The 18,197-nt window shown below is 37.1% G+C and carries 19 protein-coding genes, 1 pseudogene and 1 riboswitch; of the genes and pseudogenes, 5 read left to right on the top strand and 15 right to left on the bottom strand.

Features of this window, described 5'->3' with window-relative positions:
* Nucleotides 1–22 precede the first annotated feature (22 nt).
* From M3225_RS15790 to M3225_RS15775, 4 genes are all read right to left on the bottom strand, one after another.
* The gene (locus tag M3225_RS15790; RefSeq protein ID WP_251395239.1) at nt 23–748 is read right to left on the bottom strand and encodes a cell wall hydrolase; all 726 of its coding nucleotides are present in this window, start codon (nt 746–748) and stop codon (nt 23–25) included.
* 312 nt (nt 749–1,060) lie between these two features.
* Entirely contained in the window at nt 1,061–1,387 is a 327-nt protein-coding gene (locus M3225_RS15785; protein ID WP_013082248.1) for a hypothetical protein, read from the bottom strand.
* 147 nt (nt 1,388–1,534) lie between these two features.
* Nucleotides 1,535–1,729, bottom strand: a complete 195-nt coding sequence (locus tag M3225_RS15780; protein WP_251395237.1) for a hypothetical protein — start codon at nt 1,727–1,729, stop codon at nt 1,535–1,537.
* Nucleotides 1,730–1,746: 17 nt separating this feature from the next.
* On the bottom strand, nt 1,747–2,592 hold the full coding sequence (locus M3225_RS15775; protein ID WP_251395235.1) for a patatin-like phospholipase family protein: 846 nt from the start codon (nt 2,590–2,592) through the stop codon (nt 1,747–1,749).
* 307 nt (nt 2,593–2,899) lie between these two features.
* Between M3225_RS15775 and M3225_RS15770 the strand changes: the two genes are divergently transcribed.
* The gene (locus M3225_RS15770) at nt 2,900–3,085 is read left to right on the top strand and encodes a YkvS family protein (RefSeq protein WP_013055988.1); all 186 of its coding nucleotides are present in this window, start codon (nt 2,900–2,902) and stop codon (nt 3,083–3,085) included.
* 321 nt (nt 3,086–3,406) lie between these two features.
* Nucleotides 3,407–3,616, top strand: a complete 210-nt coding sequence (locus M3225_RS15765; RefSeq protein WP_251395233.1) for a hypothetical protein — start codon at nt 3,407–3,409, stop codon at nt 3,614–3,616.
* Nucleotides 3,617–3,648: 32 nt separating this feature from the next.
* Here M3225_RS15765 and M3225_RS15760 read toward each other — a convergent pair whose 3' ends face one another.
* The 7 genes and pseudogenes from M3225_RS15760 to M3225_RS15730 form a co-directional block, all read right to left on the bottom strand.
* Entirely contained in the window at nt 3,649–4,350 is a 702-nt protein-coding gene (locus M3225_RS15760; RefSeq protein WP_251395231.1) for an oxidoreductase, read from the bottom strand.
* 68 nt (nt 4,351–4,418) lie between these two features.
* Complete coding sequence (queF, locus tag M3225_RS15755) at nt 4,419–4,916, bottom strand: preQ(1) synthase (protein ID WP_013055985.1); 498 nt, start codon at nt 4,914–4,916, stop codon at nt 4,419–4,421.
* A 98-nt stretch (nt 4,917–5,014) separates the two neighbouring features.
* Nucleotides 5,015–5,746, bottom strand: a complete 732-nt coding sequence (gene queE, locus M3225_RS15750; RefSeq protein ID WP_251395229.1) for a 7-carboxy-7-deazaguanine synthase QueE — start codon at nt 5,744–5,746, stop codon at nt 5,015–5,017.
* Nucleotides 5,739–6,179 carry a 6-carboxytetrahydropterin synthase QueD gene (gene queD / locus M3225_RS15745; protein ID WP_013055983.1) on the bottom strand — a complete coding sequence of 147 codons (441 nt, stop codon included), beginning with the start codon at nt 6,177–6,179 and terminating at the stop codon, nt 5,739–5,741. Before queD ends, queE begins: the two co-directional genes overlap by 8 nt.
* A complete protein-coding gene (queC, locus tag M3225_RS15740; protein ID WP_251396109.1) occupies nt 6,179–6,844 on the bottom strand; it encodes a 7-cyano-7-deazaguanine synthase QueC in 666 nt (221 codons plus the stop codon). Before queC ends, queD begins: the two co-directional genes overlap by 1 nt.
* Before the next feature lie 230 nt (nt 6,845–7,074).
* Nucleotides 7,075–7,118, bottom strand: a riboswitch (PreQ1 riboswitch).
* Between the two features lie 269 nt (nt 7,119–7,387).
* Nucleotides 7,388–8,512: pseudogene (locus M3225_RS15735) on the bottom strand (Ger(x)C family spore germination protein).
* Between the two features lie 24 nt (nt 8,513–8,536).
* Nucleotides 8,537–9,643, bottom strand: a complete 1,107-nt coding sequence (locus tag M3225_RS15730) for a spore germination protein (RefSeq protein WP_374109832.1) — start codon at nt 9,641–9,643, stop codon at nt 8,537–8,539.
* Nucleotides 9,644–9,850: 207 nt separating this feature from the next.
* Here M3225_RS15730 and M3225_RS15725 point away from each other — a divergent pair, with 207 nt between their 5' ends.
* Entirely contained in the window at nt 9,851–10,570 is a 720-nt protein-coding gene (locus M3225_RS15725; RefSeq protein ID WP_251395227.1) for a 3-ketoacyl-ACP reductase, read from the top strand.
* 65 nt (nt 10,571–10,635) lie between these two features.
* Here M3225_RS15725 and M3225_RS15720 read toward each other — a convergent pair whose 3' ends face one another.
* The 3 genes from M3225_RS15720 to nhaC form a co-directional block, all read right to left on the bottom strand.
* Nucleotides 10,636–10,761: a DUF6254 family protein gene (locus M3225_RS15720; RefSeq protein WP_235569145.1), complete on the bottom strand. Its 126-nt coding sequence runs from the start codon at nt 10,759–10,761 to the stop codon at nt 10,636–10,638.
* A gap of 88 nt (nt 10,762–10,849) precedes the next feature.
* On the bottom strand, nt 10,850–11,731 hold the full coding sequence (locus M3225_RS15715; RefSeq protein ID WP_251395225.1) for an alpha/beta hydrolase family protein: 882 nt from the start codon (nt 11,729–11,731) through the stop codon (nt 10,850–10,852).
* A gap of 292 nt (nt 11,732–12,023) precedes the next feature.
* On the bottom strand, nt 12,024–13,406 hold the full coding sequence (gene nhaC / locus M3225_RS15710) for a Na+/H+ antiporter NhaC (protein WP_251395223.1): 1,383 nt from the start codon (nt 13,404–13,406) through the stop codon (nt 12,024–12,026).
* A 419-nt stretch (nt 13,407–13,825) separates the two neighbouring features.
* Here nhaC and M3225_RS15705 point away from each other — a divergent pair, with 419 nt between their 5' ends.
* Entirely contained in the window at nt 13,826–15,940 is a 2,115-nt protein-coding gene (locus M3225_RS15705) for an ATP-dependent Clp protease ATP-binding subunit (protein WP_251395221.1), read from the top strand.
* A gap of 51 nt (nt 15,941–15,991) precedes the next feature.
* On the opposite strand, the gene M3225_RS15700 is transcribed toward M3225_RS15705, so the two are convergent.
* Nucleotides 15,992–16,270: a hypothetical protein gene (locus M3225_RS15700; RefSeq protein WP_251395219.1), complete on the bottom strand. Its 279-nt coding sequence runs from the start codon at nt 16,268–16,270 to the stop codon at nt 15,992–15,994.
* A gap of 340 nt (nt 16,271–16,610) precedes the next feature.
* Between M3225_RS15700 and M3225_RS15695 the strand changes: the two genes are divergently transcribed.
* A complete protein-coding gene (locus M3225_RS15695; protein WP_251395217.1) occupies nt 16,611–18,194 on the top strand; it encodes a PAS domain S-box protein in 1,584 nt (527 codons plus the stop codon).
* The last annotated feature ends 3 nt before the right edge of the window (nt 18,195–18,197 follow it).

The raw sequence follows: 18,197 nt of genomic DNA, 5'->3' as shown, positions 1-18,197 counted from the left end.
AAAAGAGCCAGAGCGGCTCTTTTTATTTGGCAAATACATGATGATCAATTGTTTTAATTACAGCACGTGAACGAATCCAGTTATCGGTAGCTGTTTTTGGATTATAAAAATAAATGGAATCGTCTAAACGATCTTTTCTAGTCAATGCTTGCTCTACTGCTTTTTTCGAATCTTCTGAAGCAGGTTTGTTAATTGATCCGTTTTGAACCGGTGAAAAAGCATATGCTTTTCCGACAACTTGTTTAATAACTCCTGTTACCGTATCTGGAAACTTCGGAGAATCTACACGGTTTAACACCACTGTCGCTACCCCTACTTTTCCTTCATACGATTCGCCTTTTGCTTCAGCTTCTACTAGGCGAGCTAATAAATCTTTTTCACTTGCTGAAATAGAAACTGCAGGTGTTTCCTGCTCTGTCGGTTTAGCTTCTGGTTTTGGTTCTGGCTTTGGTTCAGGCTTGACCGTATTAGCAGGTGCTGTCGTTGAAGGTTCCGTTGTTTCAGCAGCCAGCACTTTTGTCTTACTCGGAATAGCTAATGTTTCACCAATATAAATCATATCTCCTTGACGATTGTTTAATTTTTTAATATCGTCAATTGTTACACTATATCTTTTACCTAACTTCCAAAGACTATCGCCTTTGACTACTTTATAATTAGTTGCAGCCGTAGCTGTTGCATTAAAACCTATAAATGAAAGAGTAGCTAAACAAGCTACTACCATTGATTTCATATAACTATGTTTCATAGGTAATACCTCCTGAAATTTCGTATGGTATTACTCTATCATAGCTATATAGGGGTTTCACCGAACGATTCAATTACATTTCTTTAAGTTTGATGAACAAAATTACGTTCGGAACACAATTATGACATTGTACCTTGTTTTTTGTCATAATCACGGTAAATTTTCTAAAATACAGGTATATTTTCCCGCTTTCTTTTAGTTTAATCAGAAATTTCTCCATTCGTTTTTCCCTTATGCTTCTTATGATAAACATTTAAATTCATCTACTTTTACACAAAAAAGCTGAATGTTGTAATCAACATTCAGCTTTTTTTAATCTTCGATCTCAATTTCTACAACATCATAGAAATCAATCACTAGCTTAGCACCCGTATCATCCATAAACGTAAAGACGTCTTGATCATCTGATAAGTGTATCACGTATCCGGTCAACTGCTGTTCACTGTTATCGTAAACAGTAGTAATTAGAATTTTTTTATGATCTACATATGCTTCTTCTAATAACGAATGGAGGTCATAGTCCCCGTCATCTTCGGGCCGGTTCGTTAACAGCATCCCATAAGTCGTCATTCCATTTTTATCTTTCCATATATGATCTGCAAAATAAAAAGGTGCTGTACTTTTTCGAAACTCATCCATAATATCCCTCCTATAACTAAACACATTTAATCGCTCTTACCCTACGTTATTAAATAAACGCACAAGCACTTGTAACAGTATATTCTCTACTGTACAGGCTCATACATCCATTATATAAGGCATAATTAAATAATGCCATCATTTCGTTTAGCTCCTAGGAATTTCTAGATACGTATAGGTGAAATCTCCACCGCGTCCGGCTATTCCACGAAAATGTTTGAAATCAGGGCGATTTACTAAAAAAGGACGAAAAGCAAGAAAGTCTTCTTTTTTGACTTTAATTTCGGTTACTTTTCCTTCACTTAACTCATTCAACATTTTTATTGCTGTTTGTTCATCCATTCAGTTTCACCTCGCTTTTAACTGTTCAGCCAATTTTGCAGAGATGCAAATTGAGCTTCAGCTTCTTTATATCCTTGGTTATAAAGAGCGTCGAGACGCTCACGATTCTTCTCAATTCGCCCTACTACAAGAGGGGTTTGCGGACGAATCACAAAGATATTCCCTTGTCTTTCTTGTTCTTCAATATATGACAATGTTTCATTATACAATTTATAGCGGTTTTCAAGCGCACGAGTCAACCCGTCATAATGACGATATTTGCGCTTCAATAACCAAAGCATATTTGATTTCTTTTTTCGATATCCTTCGTTTCGCGTTAGCACCACAATATTTTTTCTATATCCATCCTGCACTGCTTTTTTGATTGGAATCGGATCACTGATTCCTCCGTCTAACAACTCTTTTCCTTTATATGTAACGACAGGTGCTAAAAATGGAAGGGAACTAGAAGCGCGAACCGCTGTCAAAATGTCTCGGTCATACTTATCAAAATAAACGGGTTCTCCCGTCACGCAGTCCGTTGCCCCTACTACAAGCTTCTCTGTACGCTCGGCAAATGCCTCAAAGTCAAATGGAAGAAGCTGATTAGGAATTTCATCAAAAACGAAATCCATTCCAAATATCTCTTTTGTTTTAAAATAATTTTTCCACGACAAGTAGCGAGGATCCTCTAAAAAATCTAAATTAGCTTTGCGACTTCTTCCTATTTGTCTAGATAAATAGGAAGTGGCATGACAAGCGCCGGCTGAAACGCCAATTACATACGGAAGGTACAGATTTCTTTCCATAAAGTAATCTAAAACTCCAGTTGTATAAAGGCCTCTCATACCGCCTCCTTCGAGCACGAGTCCAGTATCTTTCAATTTCTACACCTTCTAATTCTTATAATTTATGACAAGATTATACCCCGTTTATTATAACGAAAGATGAACAAAGATGGAACTGTCCTGCTTCTCTCTTTCGTTAAAGCTACCAATTCCTTTTATTTCTCAGCACATTTCACTTATTTTTTCAATTTTATTTTATATTTTTTCAAAAAACCCTTTACTAATTCCCAGTTTTAAGGCAAAATTGTAAAAAAGAAAACGCTAACTAGTTTTACTATTTTAAAAATTAAAATTATTGTAAAAATTCATAATGAACTAATTTAAAACAAAGGAGCGATGAATCATGAAAATAGCAGAGGTAGGAAACTTGATAGAATTTAAAAATGGATTACAGGGCATTGTAGAAAAAGTAAACGAAAACTCCGTGATTGTTGATTTGACTTACATGACAAACTACCGCGATTTAGATTTAGAACAGCGAACTGTTGTCAACCACAAAAATTACACCATTATTAATCCAGCTATGTAAAGAGAAAAAAGCAACCGGAAAGCAAAAGCGGTTGCTTTTTTATTGATTTTGGAAAAATTGATTCTTCTGTTCTTCTGTAATAATCCCCAGCTTATACATGAGGTAAATATACTGTTGAACCTTAACATCCTTCGAACTTTTTTTCACTGTACTCCCTCTTTTCTAAAATGTTTCTTCATACAATAATATATGGCTAAGATAAAAAAAGTTTCCTTAAAGAAACAAAAACAGGCCCCTTTTTTCTTGAAAGGGACTTATTTTCGTGTGACAATAAAAAAGCTACTATTATCTTCTATCTTCTTACCGAAAGGAATTACTAGCATGTTTGATACTATATTGTTTATAGTTGCTCTTATTGTCATTCTTTTTTTCATCGTGCAGTTCGTTTGTAAACGAAAGCAGACTTCAAATAAAAAAACATCTGTTGAGCCCATGAATTATGCAGAAGAAGATTCTAACTCCTACACAAGTTGGAGTGAATCAGCTTCTGATCACGATGGTGATGGTGATGCGGATGCTGACGGAAGATAGAAAAAAGCCCCTTCTTATGAAGAGGCTTTTCTTTATTTTGATAACACGCGCTTGCCGTTGGTAAACGAATAATAGCATTCACCTGTATAGATGTCTTGGCTTTCATGTACATGAACACCACATTTATCTTCAAGTGCAGCTTTCATCATCGATTTGGCTACGTTATACGCTTTAATTGGACGATACTTTCTCCACTTTCCTACAAGGCAAAATGAACACGACTTTAACGTGTATCCCCCAATCTTTTCAAATAGGCGAAACTCTTGGCGCTTGCCTAATAATAACGATGGGCGGAAAAAGTGAGTAGAACGGATATACAAGCTTGCGATATCTTCTTCTACTTGCCCCTTTACTTTACTGTAAAAGAATGGCGAACGAAGATCAGCACCAATTGCTGTAATCGTTAAAAAGTTTTTGCAGCGATATTTTTCTGCACATTTAGCCGCTTTTAAAGGAAATTCGTAGTCCACTTTAATGAATCTCGCTTTTGTTTTTGCTTTTTTCATTGTCGTGCCTAAACAGCAATATACATCATCAACTGCAAAGCATTCTTCATGCTTATCAAGCTCTAAAAAATCTATTTCGAGCTGACGTAGCTTTGTGTGTTCGATTGGTAACTTTTTTCGAACAAACACTGTCACATGGTTATATAAGCTGTTGCTTAATAACATTTTTAAAAGTTCTTGACCAACAAGTCCGCTTGCACCTAATACTAATGCTGATCTCTGTGACATTCTTTCACCTTCTCACCTGTTGTTTTTGCAATGGAAAACAGGTTGCATACACAACCTGTTTGTTCGAATTAACGATTATCAATTGTTTCTGGGTATAAATCATGATTCATTAGGCGATAATTAGCCATTTCTTCATATTTCGTACCGGGACGGCCATAGTTTGTATATGGATCAATTGAAATGCCGCCGCGTGGTGTGAATTTCCCCCATACTTCAATATATCTTGGATTCATCAGTTTAATTAAGTCATTCATAATAATGTTCATACAGTCTTCATGGAAATCTCCATGGTTACGGAAGCTGAACAAATAAAGCTTTAACGACTTGCTTTCCACCATTTTTTCATCTGGAATGTAACTAATATAAATGGTTGCGAAATCCGGCTGACCTGTTTTTGGACATAAGCTCGTAAATTCTGGACAGTTGAATTTCACAAAATAATCACGATTTGGATGTTTGTTATCAAATGCTTCTAGAATCTCTGGTGAATATTCAAACAAATAGTTTGTTCCTTGATTTCCAAGGAGTGATACACCTTCTAATTCTTCATCTTTTCGACCGCTCATTTGCATTTCCTCTCTTTCTACGATTGTCATTCTAACAGCGTTTTTTTATTTTGTATATATCTGTTTTTATTTTTCTTTGTAAATTTTTTGCTATGCGCTTACACACCTCGTTTATTTCCCCAAACAAGGGCGTGAACCTGCGGCAGAACTCTTACATTATTCATGTTTTTAGCTGCCACGACCTTATCGATTAACCACTCATACTTTTTAAGCAATTCTTGTGTTAACGACGCATTATCGATTGTCGTTAAGTCCTCGTTGCCTACTTGAACAAAAAACGGAACCTCAGGATAACGTTCATGAACGGACGCTGCATACTCAAAGTCCTCATCATTAAATACAACGACTTTTATGCTTATGTGCTCCATGCGTTTTTCCTTTATTAATGTCTCTATAATATCGTCTAATACGGAGAAATTTGTTTTCATTAATGAACTTGGAGGCTTAGGAGAAATCGTTAAATCATCGATCTTTAGAAACCAATCCTGATAACGGCTTCCCTGTGTTTCAAGAGCTGCTTTTACCCCATGGCTGTGCAAAAGCTCTATAAGTGAACCAATTGCCTTGATAAGCGCAGGGTTTCCTCCAGAAATGGTGACGTGATCAAAGCACTCTCCACCGATTTCTTTCAGCTCAGTCCAAATTTGTTCTGCTGTTAGTTGACGAATATCATTTTTAGCCGATCCATCCCATGTAAAAGCTGAATCACACCAGCTGCACGAATAATCACAGCCTGCGGTACGAACAAACATCGTCTTACGTCCTACAACCATTCCTTCCCCTTGAATCGTTGGTCCGAATATTTCAAGTACTGGAATTGTATTAGCCACGTTTTTTCACCTTCTTTGGGCGGTAAACTACGTAACTTGTCGGCGTTTCCCGCACGAATACTTGTACGCAAGAAGGCTTATTTGGTAGTGTGTCTAGATATTCTTGAACCAACTCATAAATTTTACGAGCAACAACTTCAGTTGTAGGAAAATCATTTGGATTTTCTTCGTTAAAGATAGAATGATCGTTCAATAATGTATGATCAAATTGACCAGAAACAATTTTTTTCAATAGCGCAAAGTTTACTAAAAAGCCTGCTTCGTCTAATGTATCTCCGGCAACAGTTAGGTTAACAAAATACGTATGTCCATGGACTTGACGGCATTTTCCTGCTTCTGTGTGAGGAACAAAATGTGCCGCAGCAAACTGCATATCTTTGTTCAGTTCATATTCATAGTCATGAAATACTTGAGGATACATTTGTTGCAGCATTATTTCTCTCCTCCTTCTTTTATTTGCAGGTATTGATCTAACCCACGTTTTCGCAATTGACATGCGGGACATTCACCGCATCCATCAGCAACAATACCGTTGTAGCACGTTAATGTTTTTTCACGCACATACTCAAGCGCCCCTAACTCATCAGCTAAAGCCCACGTTTCTGCTTTATCAATCCACATGAGCGGTGTATGAATAACAAACTCAAAGTCCATTGATAAATTAAGCGTGACGTTTAACGATTTCACAAATACATCTCGACAGTCTGGATATCCCGAAAAATCGGTTTCACAAACGCCTGTTACGATATGACGGCCTCCGCTGTTCTTAGCCAGTACGGCTGCAAATGATAAAAATAACAGATTGCGGCCATCCACAAACGTGGTAGGCAATTCTCCTTCTTTTTGCTCGATATCAATATCATCTCGCGTTAATGCATTTGGTGCTAATTGATTTAAAAGTGACATATCTAGTACGGTGTGCTTCACACCTAAATCAGCTGCAATAGCTTTTGCTACCTCTATTTCTTGACTATGACGCTGACCATATTGAAATGTAACCGTTTCTACTTCTTTAAAGTTTTTCAAAGCCCAAAATAGACATGTTGTACTATCTTGACCTCCACTAAATACAACAATAGCTTTTTCATTTTTAATCATCATTGTTCGTCTCCTTTTTGATTGAAATCAAAAGAAGAAGAAACTTTATTGAACCGTTCGTTCCCTTTGTGACTAATTTTATAACACAAAAAAGAGACTGCTCTTTTCCAGCAATCTCCCTAAAAAGCAACTAAGATACACGCCCTCGCCAGCATACACGTCAAAGAGACGTGTTGGTAGAAAAGCACGTGAAAGAAGACACGCTAAAACCGTGTCTTTTGTCATCAACGATGATCTTAGTTTTTTATAGAGGGAGTTTTCGAACCTCTCCCGTACATATACAAACGTGTACGGCGTTTCTTCTTGAATTGTCATCGTATACTATACCACATGCGTATAAATAATGCTATGTTTGTTGGCTTCTATCGCCTTTGGCTGTCTTATTTTTCTTTATATAAGAAAGAGCAATAAATAATGATGGAAAACAGACACTTAGTACAAATAAATAAAACGGCCAATAATATTTTTCAAAATAATTGAGGTATGCTGTATTCGGAATAATGTAATACGCCACGCCTGTAATAATTAGACCTAAAGGAAAACTTAAAAAATTGCGGACGCGTAAATTCTGTTCCAGTCTCTTTTCATTTTGTACCCTCTCTTTACATCTTGTCTGTAAAACGCTTCTCCAAAACCAAAGATATCGCTTTTATAAGTTTTTTGAGCTTTTTCCACCGCATCATTCATTTTTTCTTTTACGTCCGCTGCTGTTTTTCGTTCCAGCATATTAATTACAGCTGGGTCCTGTAAATTCACTTGACACTCTACATCCGCTACGTTCGCTTCACCTTTTAAATCAACGTGAATATGAGGTTTATGATTTTTCATAGAAGCTGTCACCTTCACATTCGTTCGAAGCATTTCTACTCCGATGATATCATGCTATTTTTCTTTCTTTTCACATGGAATAACAATCAATGTACTTTTTACATTTCCTGTAATATAATTGTATCCTTTACTTTCGTCTTCATTAAACCAGCCGATAAGTTTATCATTTTGAAAGACACCTAATCCTTTGAAATTGAGCAGAGTAGAAAGATTGGTGCGAGAAATGCTGGACATATCTCCTGCATTTTTCACGTTACCTTTTAACAATACCCCTGACAACACCGCCTGCTTCCCTTCACTGGTTAAGTTACTGATCAGTTCATTTAACTTCACTCCTCTAGTAGGTGCCCAAATACGCTGTGACACGTCTAATGAAGCAAACATATGGTTAGCCGGTATTTTTCCGATTGTTGTTAATACGTTCAGCACGTTCGATGCTTTCGTATTTTTAGCAACAACAACAAAATAATCGGTACGTACTTCATGATCCCGGGCAAAGAAATCAAGCACTTCAGCGATACCGTCTTCTGCCATGCTTTCGCTAATGACTAGCATTCGCAAATGAGAAAGATAAATTTTCCGAGGGGATTTTGTCGTTATTTTTCTTAACCCTTCCATTACAGAAGAAGCCTTAATAGAAAAGGTGGTCACAGTAGGCCCGTTTGTAGGAGTTTTTGCCTGAATATCACCTGGGTTAATCAACTGAACTGTAACAATAATGCCATCTTCTGCTTTATCAATTCCGACAGCAACCGTAATGGCTAGCTCATTCAACTCTCGACTGCTCCAGCAGCCGCTTAATAGTAATAAACAGATACATAGCATTAGAAATGCTTTCATAGTAAACGGCCACCTTTCCACAGTTTAGTTTTTTTGCGTCTTTTGACGTGAAATATTCTTCTCGTTAATAAGCTTTGGCCTTGTTTTCATTTTTTTGATCGAACGTCTAATCACATCCTTTTGATCACGCTTTACAAATGGAGCCATAGGTGTCATATACGGGACTCCAAATGACCTTAAGCTGCATAAATGTAAAATCATTAAAATTAACCCCAGGATAATACCGAACAAGCCAAAAGTAGCTGCTAAAACCATTAAAGTAAAGCGCAGCATCCTTACTGCAATAGCCATATCATACACAGGTGACACAAAGTTACTAATAGCGGTGATGGATACAACGATAACCATTGCAGGCGAGACTAATCCCGCTTGTACGGCGGCTTCTCCTAAAACGAGTGCTCCAACAATCGAAATAGCTGAACCTACTGCTCGAGGCAATCGAACTCCCGCTTCTCGCAAAATTTCAAACGTGATTTCCATAATAAACGCTTCAATAATAGCAGGAAAAGGGACGCCTTCTCTTTGAGCTGCAATACTAATTAACAAAGCAAAAGGAAGCATCTCTTGATGAAAAGTAGTTAAAGCAATATAAGCAGAAGGTGTTAAAAGGGCTAAGAAAAATGCCATATAGCGCATTAAGCGAATCAATGTACTAATATCTGCGCGCTGGTAATAATCTTCAGCAGCTTGAAAAAATTGAATAAATAGTGCAGGAACCATTAATACAAAAGGTGTACCGTCTATATCAATTTTAGAAAGACGCTCCTTTACCTCTTGAATGACTTGTTCATCCGCAATGCCGTCATAATGTGTTAAATGTTCATCGTGATAGTGCATAATGGAGTCCAGCGCATAGTGTTCAACTTCATCTTTATTTACTAACCTGTCGATGTAAGCAACACCTAAAGTGAATTTTTCTTCAATCGAAATTCTAAACTCTCTTACAACTAAGTCCGTGCTCTGTTCCAGTGCTTTTTTCATGCGGGATAAATTATCTCCCACCCTCTCCGATAATTTCTGCTCTTCCTGAGTAGAAGAAGCACTAGTTTCCTTAGAGCCCTTAGATTCATCAGCTTTTTCTTTCCGCTGTTTGGATTTATTCGTTAACTCAGATAGTTTTTTTATACGCATTGTTCATCCTCCACTACATTGAACGAAAAGAAACGGAATTTCTTCTTTTTATTCTCTATAGTTTTTGTATGAAAAGGAAATTTATACTTAAAGCGATTTTAATAATCTTTATTTTTGACATCATTTGTGCATTTCTATAGGATAGTAATGAATAATTCTTCGTTAATATGAAGGATGTTTATGTGGAACATTGAAAGGAGTCTATACATGGCACAATCACTTAAAGGCAAAGTAGCTCTTATCACAGGAGCAGGAAAAGGCATCGGTCGTTCAACTGCGATTGAATTAGCAAAAGAAGGCGTAAATATCGGTTTAATCGCTCGTACAGAAGCGGATTTAAAGGCTGTTGCTTCTGAACTAGAAGCATTTGATGTACAAGTTGCTTATGCAACAGCAGACGTTTCTTCTATGGAAGAAGTAAACGCCGCAGTTGAGCATCTACATACAAAATTAGGGACAACAGATATCTTAATCAACAATGCGGGAATCGGTAAATTCGGAAGCTTTTTAGAGTTAGAACCAGCTGAGTGGAAACAAATCATTGATGTAAATTTAATGGGCGTTTACTACGTAACGCGCGCCGTTCTACCTCAATTAATCGAAAAAAATGGTGGAGACATCATCAATATTTCATCCACGGCTGGCCAAAAAGGCGCTCCCGTTACAAGTGCTTACAGCGCTTCAAAATTTGGCGTACTCGGCTTAACCGAATCTCTAGCGTTAGAAGTGCGCAAACACAATATTCGTGTAACAGCTCTAACACCAAGTACAGTAGCAACGGAATTAGCGTATAAAGAAAACTTAACGGACGGCAATCCTGATAAAGTTATGCAGCCTGAAGACCTAGCAGAAATTATGGTAGCACAATTAAAACTGCATCCGCGTATTTTTATCAAATCTGCGGGTATGTGGTCCACAAATCCATAAACAAACATAGAAAAAGGAGAGCTTCAGCTCTCCTTTTTTGTGTCTTCCTTTATATAAAGGTTACCTTATTTACGTTTAGGTGCGATTTCTTCTGATAATTCCTCAAAAGATTTTACTTTTCCATGCGATGGGTTTTGTGATTGCTTTCGCACGTTCCACTGACGCTCTTTTTGACTTTTAGACTGAGTCATTTTGCTTCATCCCCTTTTCATAGTGCTTACATCTAGTAGGATAAAACAAGCTGCTCTTTCTCATTCATCAAAACTGCTTCCAATTTCTTTACTGCTTAGCTAAATGTATTTTAAACCATTTATCAATTTCCGCGTTATATTGATCATAATAAGCAGTTAGCGGATGGTCTCCGTTTTTGTACAGTACATATTTATATTCTTTTCCTTGCTCATCTAGTTGTTTCACAAGCTTTTCAGCCTGAGTGTGATGAACTTTGCGATCATGATCACCTTGCAAAATCAAAAGAGGTGAATTTACTTTGTCGCTCCAATAGACAACAGAACGACTTTTATACCTCTCTGGATATTGTGCCGGATCCCCTACAATTGTGCGCAGCACTTGTTTCATTTCAGGTCCTCTTTGATCGTAGAATTGAAACATGTCTGTAATACCTGATTGTACGACAACTGCATCAAATTTAACGCCGTTTTTCATCGTTAAATACGTCATCATACCGCCGCGTGAATATCCGAGCGCTACCTTTTGCTGGTGATTTACATAGGGAAGCTGTTCTCCCCACTTAATAAGATTTAATACGTCGTCAATATCTTTACCGCCGTACGTCTCTGTTCCTTCACTCCCGCCATTTCCCCTGTATTGAGTCGCAACAACGACGTAGCCTTTACTTGCCCAATATGATAAGTACTGAAGTGTTTTTGCGCGAATCATGCCATGTTCGCGATTTCCTCCGCGATTATATACTAAAAGCGGATAATGTTTGTCTGCAATGTCTTTAGGCTGCACTAAAAACCCTTTTATCTTTAAATTATCACTAGGATACCTAATGCTATATACATCTACTTTATTTGAATAAGGCGATAATAAATTCAATTTTTCTTTATTTACATCATCACTTTCAGCTCGGTTGAAAACCGCTGTCACACCGAGCACAGCTACAGTGATTAATGCAATGATGCCCCATTTTTTCAACAGAAACCCTCTCCTCAATAAATATCTTTTCTCTTTTATAATGAGTGTTTTCATTTGGCTTTACCCTTCTTAAATGTTTGCTAAAAAGGGCATTCATCCCATCGCCAATACAGCTTATTTATCATACCGCAAAACCCAAATTTCTTCATCTGTAAAAAAATAAGAATTCATACAAATACATTAACAAGAAAGACGTATAGTAAATTGTATTATTAAATTATAGATTTGAAAAGTGGAATGATACTTTTTTTGTCGTTTTTTACCTGTCCTTTTTCCAACAAAAAAAGCCCAGTTAAGACTGAGCTTTTTTCTTGGCAATACCAATGCCTGTATATGCTAAAATAACTGAAAAGATAGGACAGAGAACGCTAAAGAATGTAAATGGAATATAGTCAGCCGCGGGAATATTTAATGCAGTTGAAATAAAAGCACCGCTGACACCCCACGGAATAATAGCATTAATAACCGTTCCACCGTCTTCAAGCGTTCGTGATAAGTTTTTCGGGTCTAAATTCCACTTTTCATACAGCGGCTTAAACGTCTGCCCAGGCAAGAGAATCGATAAATACTGTTCTCCTGTAATAACGTTAACTCCAATTGAAGATAGAAGCGTAGCAAAAATAACGTCTCCGCTGCGGCGAATTTGTTTTGCTAATCCTTCTAATAAAGCATCAATAATTCCAACTGCTCTCATCAAGCCACCTAGTGACAAGGCAATCATAATAAGGGAAATAGAAAACATCATGGACTGTAGTCCGCCTTTGTTCACGATCGCATCGACTACTTTATTTCCTGACTCTACTACCGGTCCGCTTTGAAGAACGCCTAGCAATTGACTCAGCGTAAATTCATGCTGTGTGATCATTCCTGTAATGATTGCCGTTACAATACCTAAAACTAACGTTGGCAATACATCGACTCTTCTCATTGAAAAAATAAGAACTAAGAGTGGAGAAAGCAAAGTTAACACGTGTAAATTAAACGTATGTTTTAATGCTTCTTGAATTCCTTGAATTTCCCCGTAATTGACGCTTTCCTGATTTCCGTTCATTCCAATTACCAATGCAATGATTGCTGTAATGACAATACTTGGAACCGTCGTCCACGTAATGTGCTGAATATGTTTAGGAAGCGGCACTTCAACGATACCAGAAGCAAAATTTGTTGTATCAGACAACGGAGACATCTTATCTCCAAACACGGCTCCTGAAACAATCATCCCTGCTGCTAGCCCTGGATGTACACCAATAGCGGTTCCCACGCCAAATAAAGCGACTCCTACCGTACTGACGGTTGTTAATGAACTTCCCGTGAATGTTGAAACTAATACGGTAATAACCAAAGCACTAATTAAAAAATACTGCGGTGAAATCCAGTGGAAGCCGTAGGACAAAATCGTCGGTATCGTCCCTCCTACCATCCAAATAGCAATGAGCATCCCGATCAGCATTAAAATAAGGATAGGCTTAATGCCAAGTCTAACACCGTCTAAAATCCCCTTCTCCATTTCTGTCCACTTATATTTCAACAAAAAGCCAATCACACTAATAAATGCTACCCCAAATATCAGCGGAATATGAGGAGGCAGCTTTAACGTAAATAATGAAACAAAAATAATAGCTAATAGCACCAAAACCACCGCTATTGATTGTATAAATGAAATTCCTTTTTTCATGAGGTATTCCCTTTCTATCTTTCTTTTTCACTTAAACGCTTTTATGCTTTTACGCAGTTAAGTGCAAACCTTCTTGAGTATAATTTTTATCCTTCTTGCTGTCAATAATTTATTTTATCCCACGGTAAGCTCTGCACTCATTTTTCCACTTTTCTTCTTATTAATATTAGTTCCCTCTCCAAGCAAATCATTGTACAAAATGCCTCTCATGTTTTTACATGTATCGAACGGGTACATATAAAACACATCTTATTTTAATGTACTACCTTTTGTACATAAGCGAGGAACTTCCCTCAAAAATTTTTTAAGCAAAAGACTTGAAAGTCAAAAAAGGTCAAAGTATAATGAAATTACGAAAGGTCAAGAAAGGTCAAACGCCTGTTGATCTTCGATTAAAATCATTTAGGGAGGCTAATTAAATGATTTGTCAAAACTGTAATAAACGTGAAGCATCTATTCAATTAAATGTACAAACAAACAACCAAAAATCTCAATATCGTTTATGTCATACATGTTATCAAGCATTAATGAAAGAACATAAAATCCCATCAGGTTTTGGAGGTGGCGGCTTTATGAATATCGATGATTTATTCAAGCAATTTTCACAAGAACAAGCTGCACCGGAACAGCCACAGCAAGGAAATGGCGGCAGCGGCTTTTTAGATCAATTCGGTCGAAACTTAACTCAAATTGCGAAAACGGGATTAATTGACCCTGTTATTGGTCGCGAAGAAGAAGTAGAGCGTGTAATTGAAATTTTAAATAGAAGAAACAAAAACAACCCGGTGCTAATTGGAGAACCTGGTGTTGGTAAAACAGCTGTAGTTGAAGGTTTAGCTTTAAAAATCGCGGAAGGAAAAGTTCCTGCCAAGCTGTTAAATAAAGATGTATATCTGTTAGATGTAGCATCTCTTGTAGCTAATACGGGCGTGCGAGGTCAATTTGAAGAGCGCATGAAACAGTTAATTTCTGAGCTTCAACAGCGAAAAAACGTGATTTTATTTATCGATGAAATCCACCTTCTTGTAGGAGCTGGTTCAGCGGAAGGTTCAATGGACGCAAGCAATATTTTAAAACCTGCTCTTGCACGAGGTGAACTTCAAGTAGTCGGAGCTACAACCTTAAAAGAGTACCGTTCGATTGAAAAAGATGCGGCTCTTGAACGACGCTTCCAGCCGGTTATGGTTCACGAACCGTCTGTAGAAGAAGCCGTTGAAATTCTAAAAGGAATTCAAAGTAAATATGAAGATTATCACGGTGTTAGCTATACAGATGAAGCGATTCGCGCTTGTGTAAATTTATCACACCGCTACATTCAAGATCGCTTCTTGCCTGATAAAGCAATTGACTTGCTAGATGAAGCAGGCTCAAAAATGAATTTACAGGCAGGCATTACAAATAAAGACGACGCTGCCGCTCGCTTAAAAGAAATTACAAAAGAAAAAGAGCAGGCGTTAAAGAATGAAAAATATGAAGTAGCGGCAAAACTGCGCGATGAAGAAGCTGCTCTTGAAAAACAATTGAACGAAGCACAGCAAAAAATGAATGTGGATATTGCTGACATTCAAGCAATTATTGAAAAGAAAACGGGTATCCCTGTTGGTAAACTTCAAGAAAATGAATCAGCAAAAATGAAGCATTTAGCGGAGCACTTAGCTCAAAAAGTAATCGGACAGCAGGAAGCTGTAGAAAAAGTAGCAAAAGCAATTCGACGTTCTCGCGCTGGATTAAAAGCGAAGCATCGCCCAATTGGTTCATTCTTATTTGTCGGCCCAACAGGTGTCGGTAAAACAGAATTAACCAAAACATTAGCTGAAGAACTATTCGGCTCAAAAGATGCAATGGTTCGTCTAGATATGAGTGAATACATGGAAAAACACGCGGTTTCTAAATTAATCGGCTCACCTCCTGGCTACGTAGGTCACGAAGAGGCAGGGCAATTAACAGAGAAAGTACGCCGTAATCCTTATTCTATCATCTTACTAGATGAAATTGAAAAAGCTCATCCAGACGTTCAGCATATGTTTTTGCAGATTTTAGAAGACGGACGTCTAACAGATAGTCAAGGTCGCACAGTAAGCTTCAAAGATACGGTTATCATTATGACAAGTAACGCTGGTGTAGGTGAAAAGAAAATTACGGTTGGGTTTGATGCAGAAAATGACGCACTTAAGCAGGCATCCGTTTTAGATTCACTTTCATCTTATTTCAAACCAGAGTTTTTAAATCGATTTGATACAATCATTGAATTTAATCACCTTGAAAAAGATAACTTGATTAAAATCGTTGACCTTATGCTTGCTGAATTGAAAGAAACATTACAAGAACAAAACATCACGCTGCACGTAGCAGCTGAAGTAAAAGAAAAACTGGCTGAACTTGGCTATCACCCTGCATTTGGTGCTAGACCACTCCGCCGAGCAATTCAAGAACAGCTTGAAGATCGAATTACAGATTTACTGTTAGATGACGCCGATGTATCTACAGTGAACGTAACGTTAAATGAAGCAAGCGAAATCACAGTACAAAACTAATAGAAAAAGCGACTCTACTTGAGTCGCTTTTTTTTATAGAAATACTTACGTTTATTTACTTTCATCTGTTTTTTCGTCTGTTTTTTCGTCAGTACTATCTGTTGATTCTTCTTGATCATCAGTTGCTTCATCCTCAGATGAATCAGCTGCTTCATCTTGGTTCATTGTTTCCTGGGAATCATCTGTAGTTGTATCCTCCGCTTGAGTATCATCCGACTGGTCTGTTTGCTGTTCTGTTGCATCTTTTTCATCTGTTTGTGAGTTGCATGCTGTGATTAACATAATTGCTAGAAGTGATCCAAATAACTTGACTAATAAACTTTTGTTCATTTTACCGTCTCCTTTCGAATCATCTGAGCCTCTATGTAGTCACCATTCATATGGCTCTACTGGCAGTATAGCCTATCCAATTAGAAAAAAGTTCACTTTTACAAGGTTATCACAAAAGCTTTACATCCCTTTCATTTCCTTCATATTCCGCTCATATTTCCTTAATATTTTATAACCCGCTACATTCTAGATCTATCTTCCTTGGTCTAAGTACTCAATTCATCTATTCACACAGTTGTAACTATGCTAATATGAGTGATATATTACTATATCGTGCGACTAGATGACTATAAAGTTATTCTCCTATAAAATTATTCACTACTTAAGAAAGGGATTTTTTATGGAATCACACAATCTCATAAAAAAACGGAATTTTGTTCTTTTACTTATTTTTTGGCTGTTATATTTTGTTCACATTGTTTTATACCACTTTATTGCAGCTTCTCCTCATATAATTGTTTTTATAAGCGGAGGGGTTTTATTGCTGTTAGTGACGGCTATGTATTACTTTCGTTTTCATCCTGCCATCATTATGTATTCTTTTTTCATATGCTATTATGCCTATATTGCGTACATAACATCTATTGAACCTGCTGTTATTAATTATTTATTTTTGTTTCTTGGAATTATCGTTAGCTTTATTTATTATAGCTATATCGCTATTGTAATTTCTACATTAATGTCTATTATGATTGTTTTGTACTTCTATGTAAGCAACACTCTTTTTACATCTGTGACCTTCGTGAAATTAGATATCGTTTATTTCATTTTGTTTACGCTGATCACAATGATTATTTTGTTGTACTGTGCTCATTTCTCTAAAAAGCTGATTGCTATTACCACGGTCAAAATGAACAAAACCGAAGATGAACTGTACTCAGCTCAAGAGTATTTACAATCTTTTTTTACATACAATCGCGACGCCATTGCCGTGTTCAGCCTAGACGGTAAAGTGATTAAAGTGAACGATGCTTTTGAACAAATTTACGGATGGAAAGCTGAAGAAATTGTTGGAAAAATCATTCCTTTTATCCCAACTGACTTAAAAGGCGGCGCTGAAAGCCGATTAGAAAGAGCTAAAAAAGGAGAAAAGCTAGTTGCCTTTGAAACTCAAGACAAGCGAAAAGATGGAAAAATAATTGATGTAGAGATTACTATTTCACCTGTTTTTAATCGTGATCAACAGGTCGTTGCGCTTTTTGGTATTTCACGTGACCTTACCGAAGAGAAGGAAACTGCAAAATTTCTTCGCCAAACCGATAAGTTATCTTTAGCCGGTGAAATGGCAGCGGGCATCGCTCATGAAATTCGAAATCCACTTACTTCTCTGAATGGATTTATTCAGCTTATTCATGAAGACAGCAGCCCCTATCATTCTTATACAACCATCATGCTGAGTGAACTGAATCGCATTAACTCAATCGTTGGAGAATTCTTATTGCTCGCTAAACCTCATGATACGGTCATGAAAAAGCATGCACTCTCTATTATTTTAAATGACGTTATTCTTCTGTATGAATCAGAATGTGTATTAAAAAATGTCGTAGTTAAAACGCAGGTGGAAGCCCCGCATACATACATCTGCTGTGATGCAAATCAAATTAAGCAAGTACTCATTAATTTATTAAAAAATGCACTTGAAGCTATGCCTAGCGGAGGGGAAATTCATTTAAACGTTACTCAGCATACTAAAGATCTTACTATTTTCATTAAAGATACAGGAGTCGGCATTCCCTCAAATTTGCTTACGCACATTCAAAAGCCCTTTTTTACCACGAAGCCCTCAGGCACTGGTCTTGGACTTGTTGTGATTAAAAACATTCTGTATCAGCATAAAGGAACATTTGAGATTAAAAGCACTGTTGGCGAAGGAACCAGTATTACCCTTACGATTCCTCTATGGAAAGAAGGAACATGTCAATAAAAA

Origin of the sequence: Priestia aryabhattai (assembly GCF_023715685.1) — a bacterium.
In the GTDB taxonomy this organism is placed as follows: Bacteria; Bacillota; Bacilli; order Bacillales; family Bacillaceae_H; genus Priestia; species Priestia aryabhattai_B.
The sequence above is the reverse complement of the archived record's forward strand: the minus strand, read 5'-3'. Positions and strand labels throughout refer to the sequence as shown.

Bases quoted from the DNA above. Each gene is read 5' to 3' on its own strand.
- M3225_RS15785 (WP_013082248.1), bottom strand. From the start codon at position 1,387: ATGGATGAGTTTCGAAAAAGTACAGCACCTTTTTATTTTGCAGATCAT.
- queD (WP_013055983.1), bottom strand. From the start codon at position 6,179: ATGCTGCAACAAATGTATCCTCAAGTATTTCATGACTATGAATATGAA.
- M3225_RS15700 (WP_251395219.1), bottom strand. From the start codon at position 16,270: ATGAACAAAAGTTTATTAGTCAAGTTATTTGGATCACTTCTAGCAATT.
- M3225_RS15790 (WP_251395239.1), bottom strand. From the start codon at position 748: ATGAAACATAGTTATATGAAATCAATGGTAGTAGCTTGTTTAGCTACT.
- M3225_RS15720 (WP_235569145.1), bottom strand. From the start codon at position 10,761: ATGACTCAGTCTAAAAGTCAAAAAGAGCGTCAGTGGAACGTGCGAAAG.
- M3225_RS15725 (WP_251395227.1), top strand. From the start codon at position 9,851: ATGGCACAATCACTTAAAGGCAAAGTAGCTCTTATCACAGGAGCAGGA.
- M3225_RS15770 (WP_013055988.1), top strand. From the start codon at position 2,900: ATGAAAATAGCAGAGGTAGGAAACTTGATAGAATTTAAAAATGGATTA.
- M3225_RS15765 (WP_251395233.1), top strand. From the start codon at position 3,407: ATGTTTGATACTATATTGTTTATAGTTGCTCTTATTGTCATTCTTTTT.
- nhaC (WP_251395223.1), bottom strand. From the start codon at position 13,406: ATGAAAAAAGGAATTTCATTTATACAATCAATAGCGGTGGTTTTGGTG.
- M3225_RS15695 (WP_251395217.1), top strand. From the start codon at position 16,611: ATGGAATCACACAATCTCATAAAAAAACGGAATTTTGTTCTTTTACTT.
- M3225_RS15730 (WP_374109832.1), bottom strand. From the start codon at position 9,643: ATGCGTATAAAAAAACTATCTGAGTTAACGAATAAATCCAAACAGCGG.
- queC (WP_251396109.1), bottom strand. From the start codon at position 6,844: ATGATTAAAAATGAAAAAGCTATTGTTGTATTTAGTGGAGGTCAAGAT.
- M3225_RS15780 (WP_251395237.1), bottom strand. From the start codon at position 1,729: ATGGATGAACAAACAGCAATAAAAATGTTGAATGAGTTAAGTGAAGGA.
- M3225_RS15760 (WP_251395231.1), bottom strand. From the start codon at position 4,350: ATGTCACAGAGATCAGCATTAGTATTAGGTGCAAGCGGACTTGTTGGT.
- M3225_RS15705 (WP_251395221.1), top strand. From the start codon at position 13,826: ATGATTTGTCAAAACTGTAATAAACGTGAAGCATCTATTCAATTAAAT.
- queF (WP_013055985.1), bottom strand. From the start codon at position 4,916: ATGAGCGGTCGAAAAGATGAAGAATTAGAAGGTGTATCACTCCTTGGA.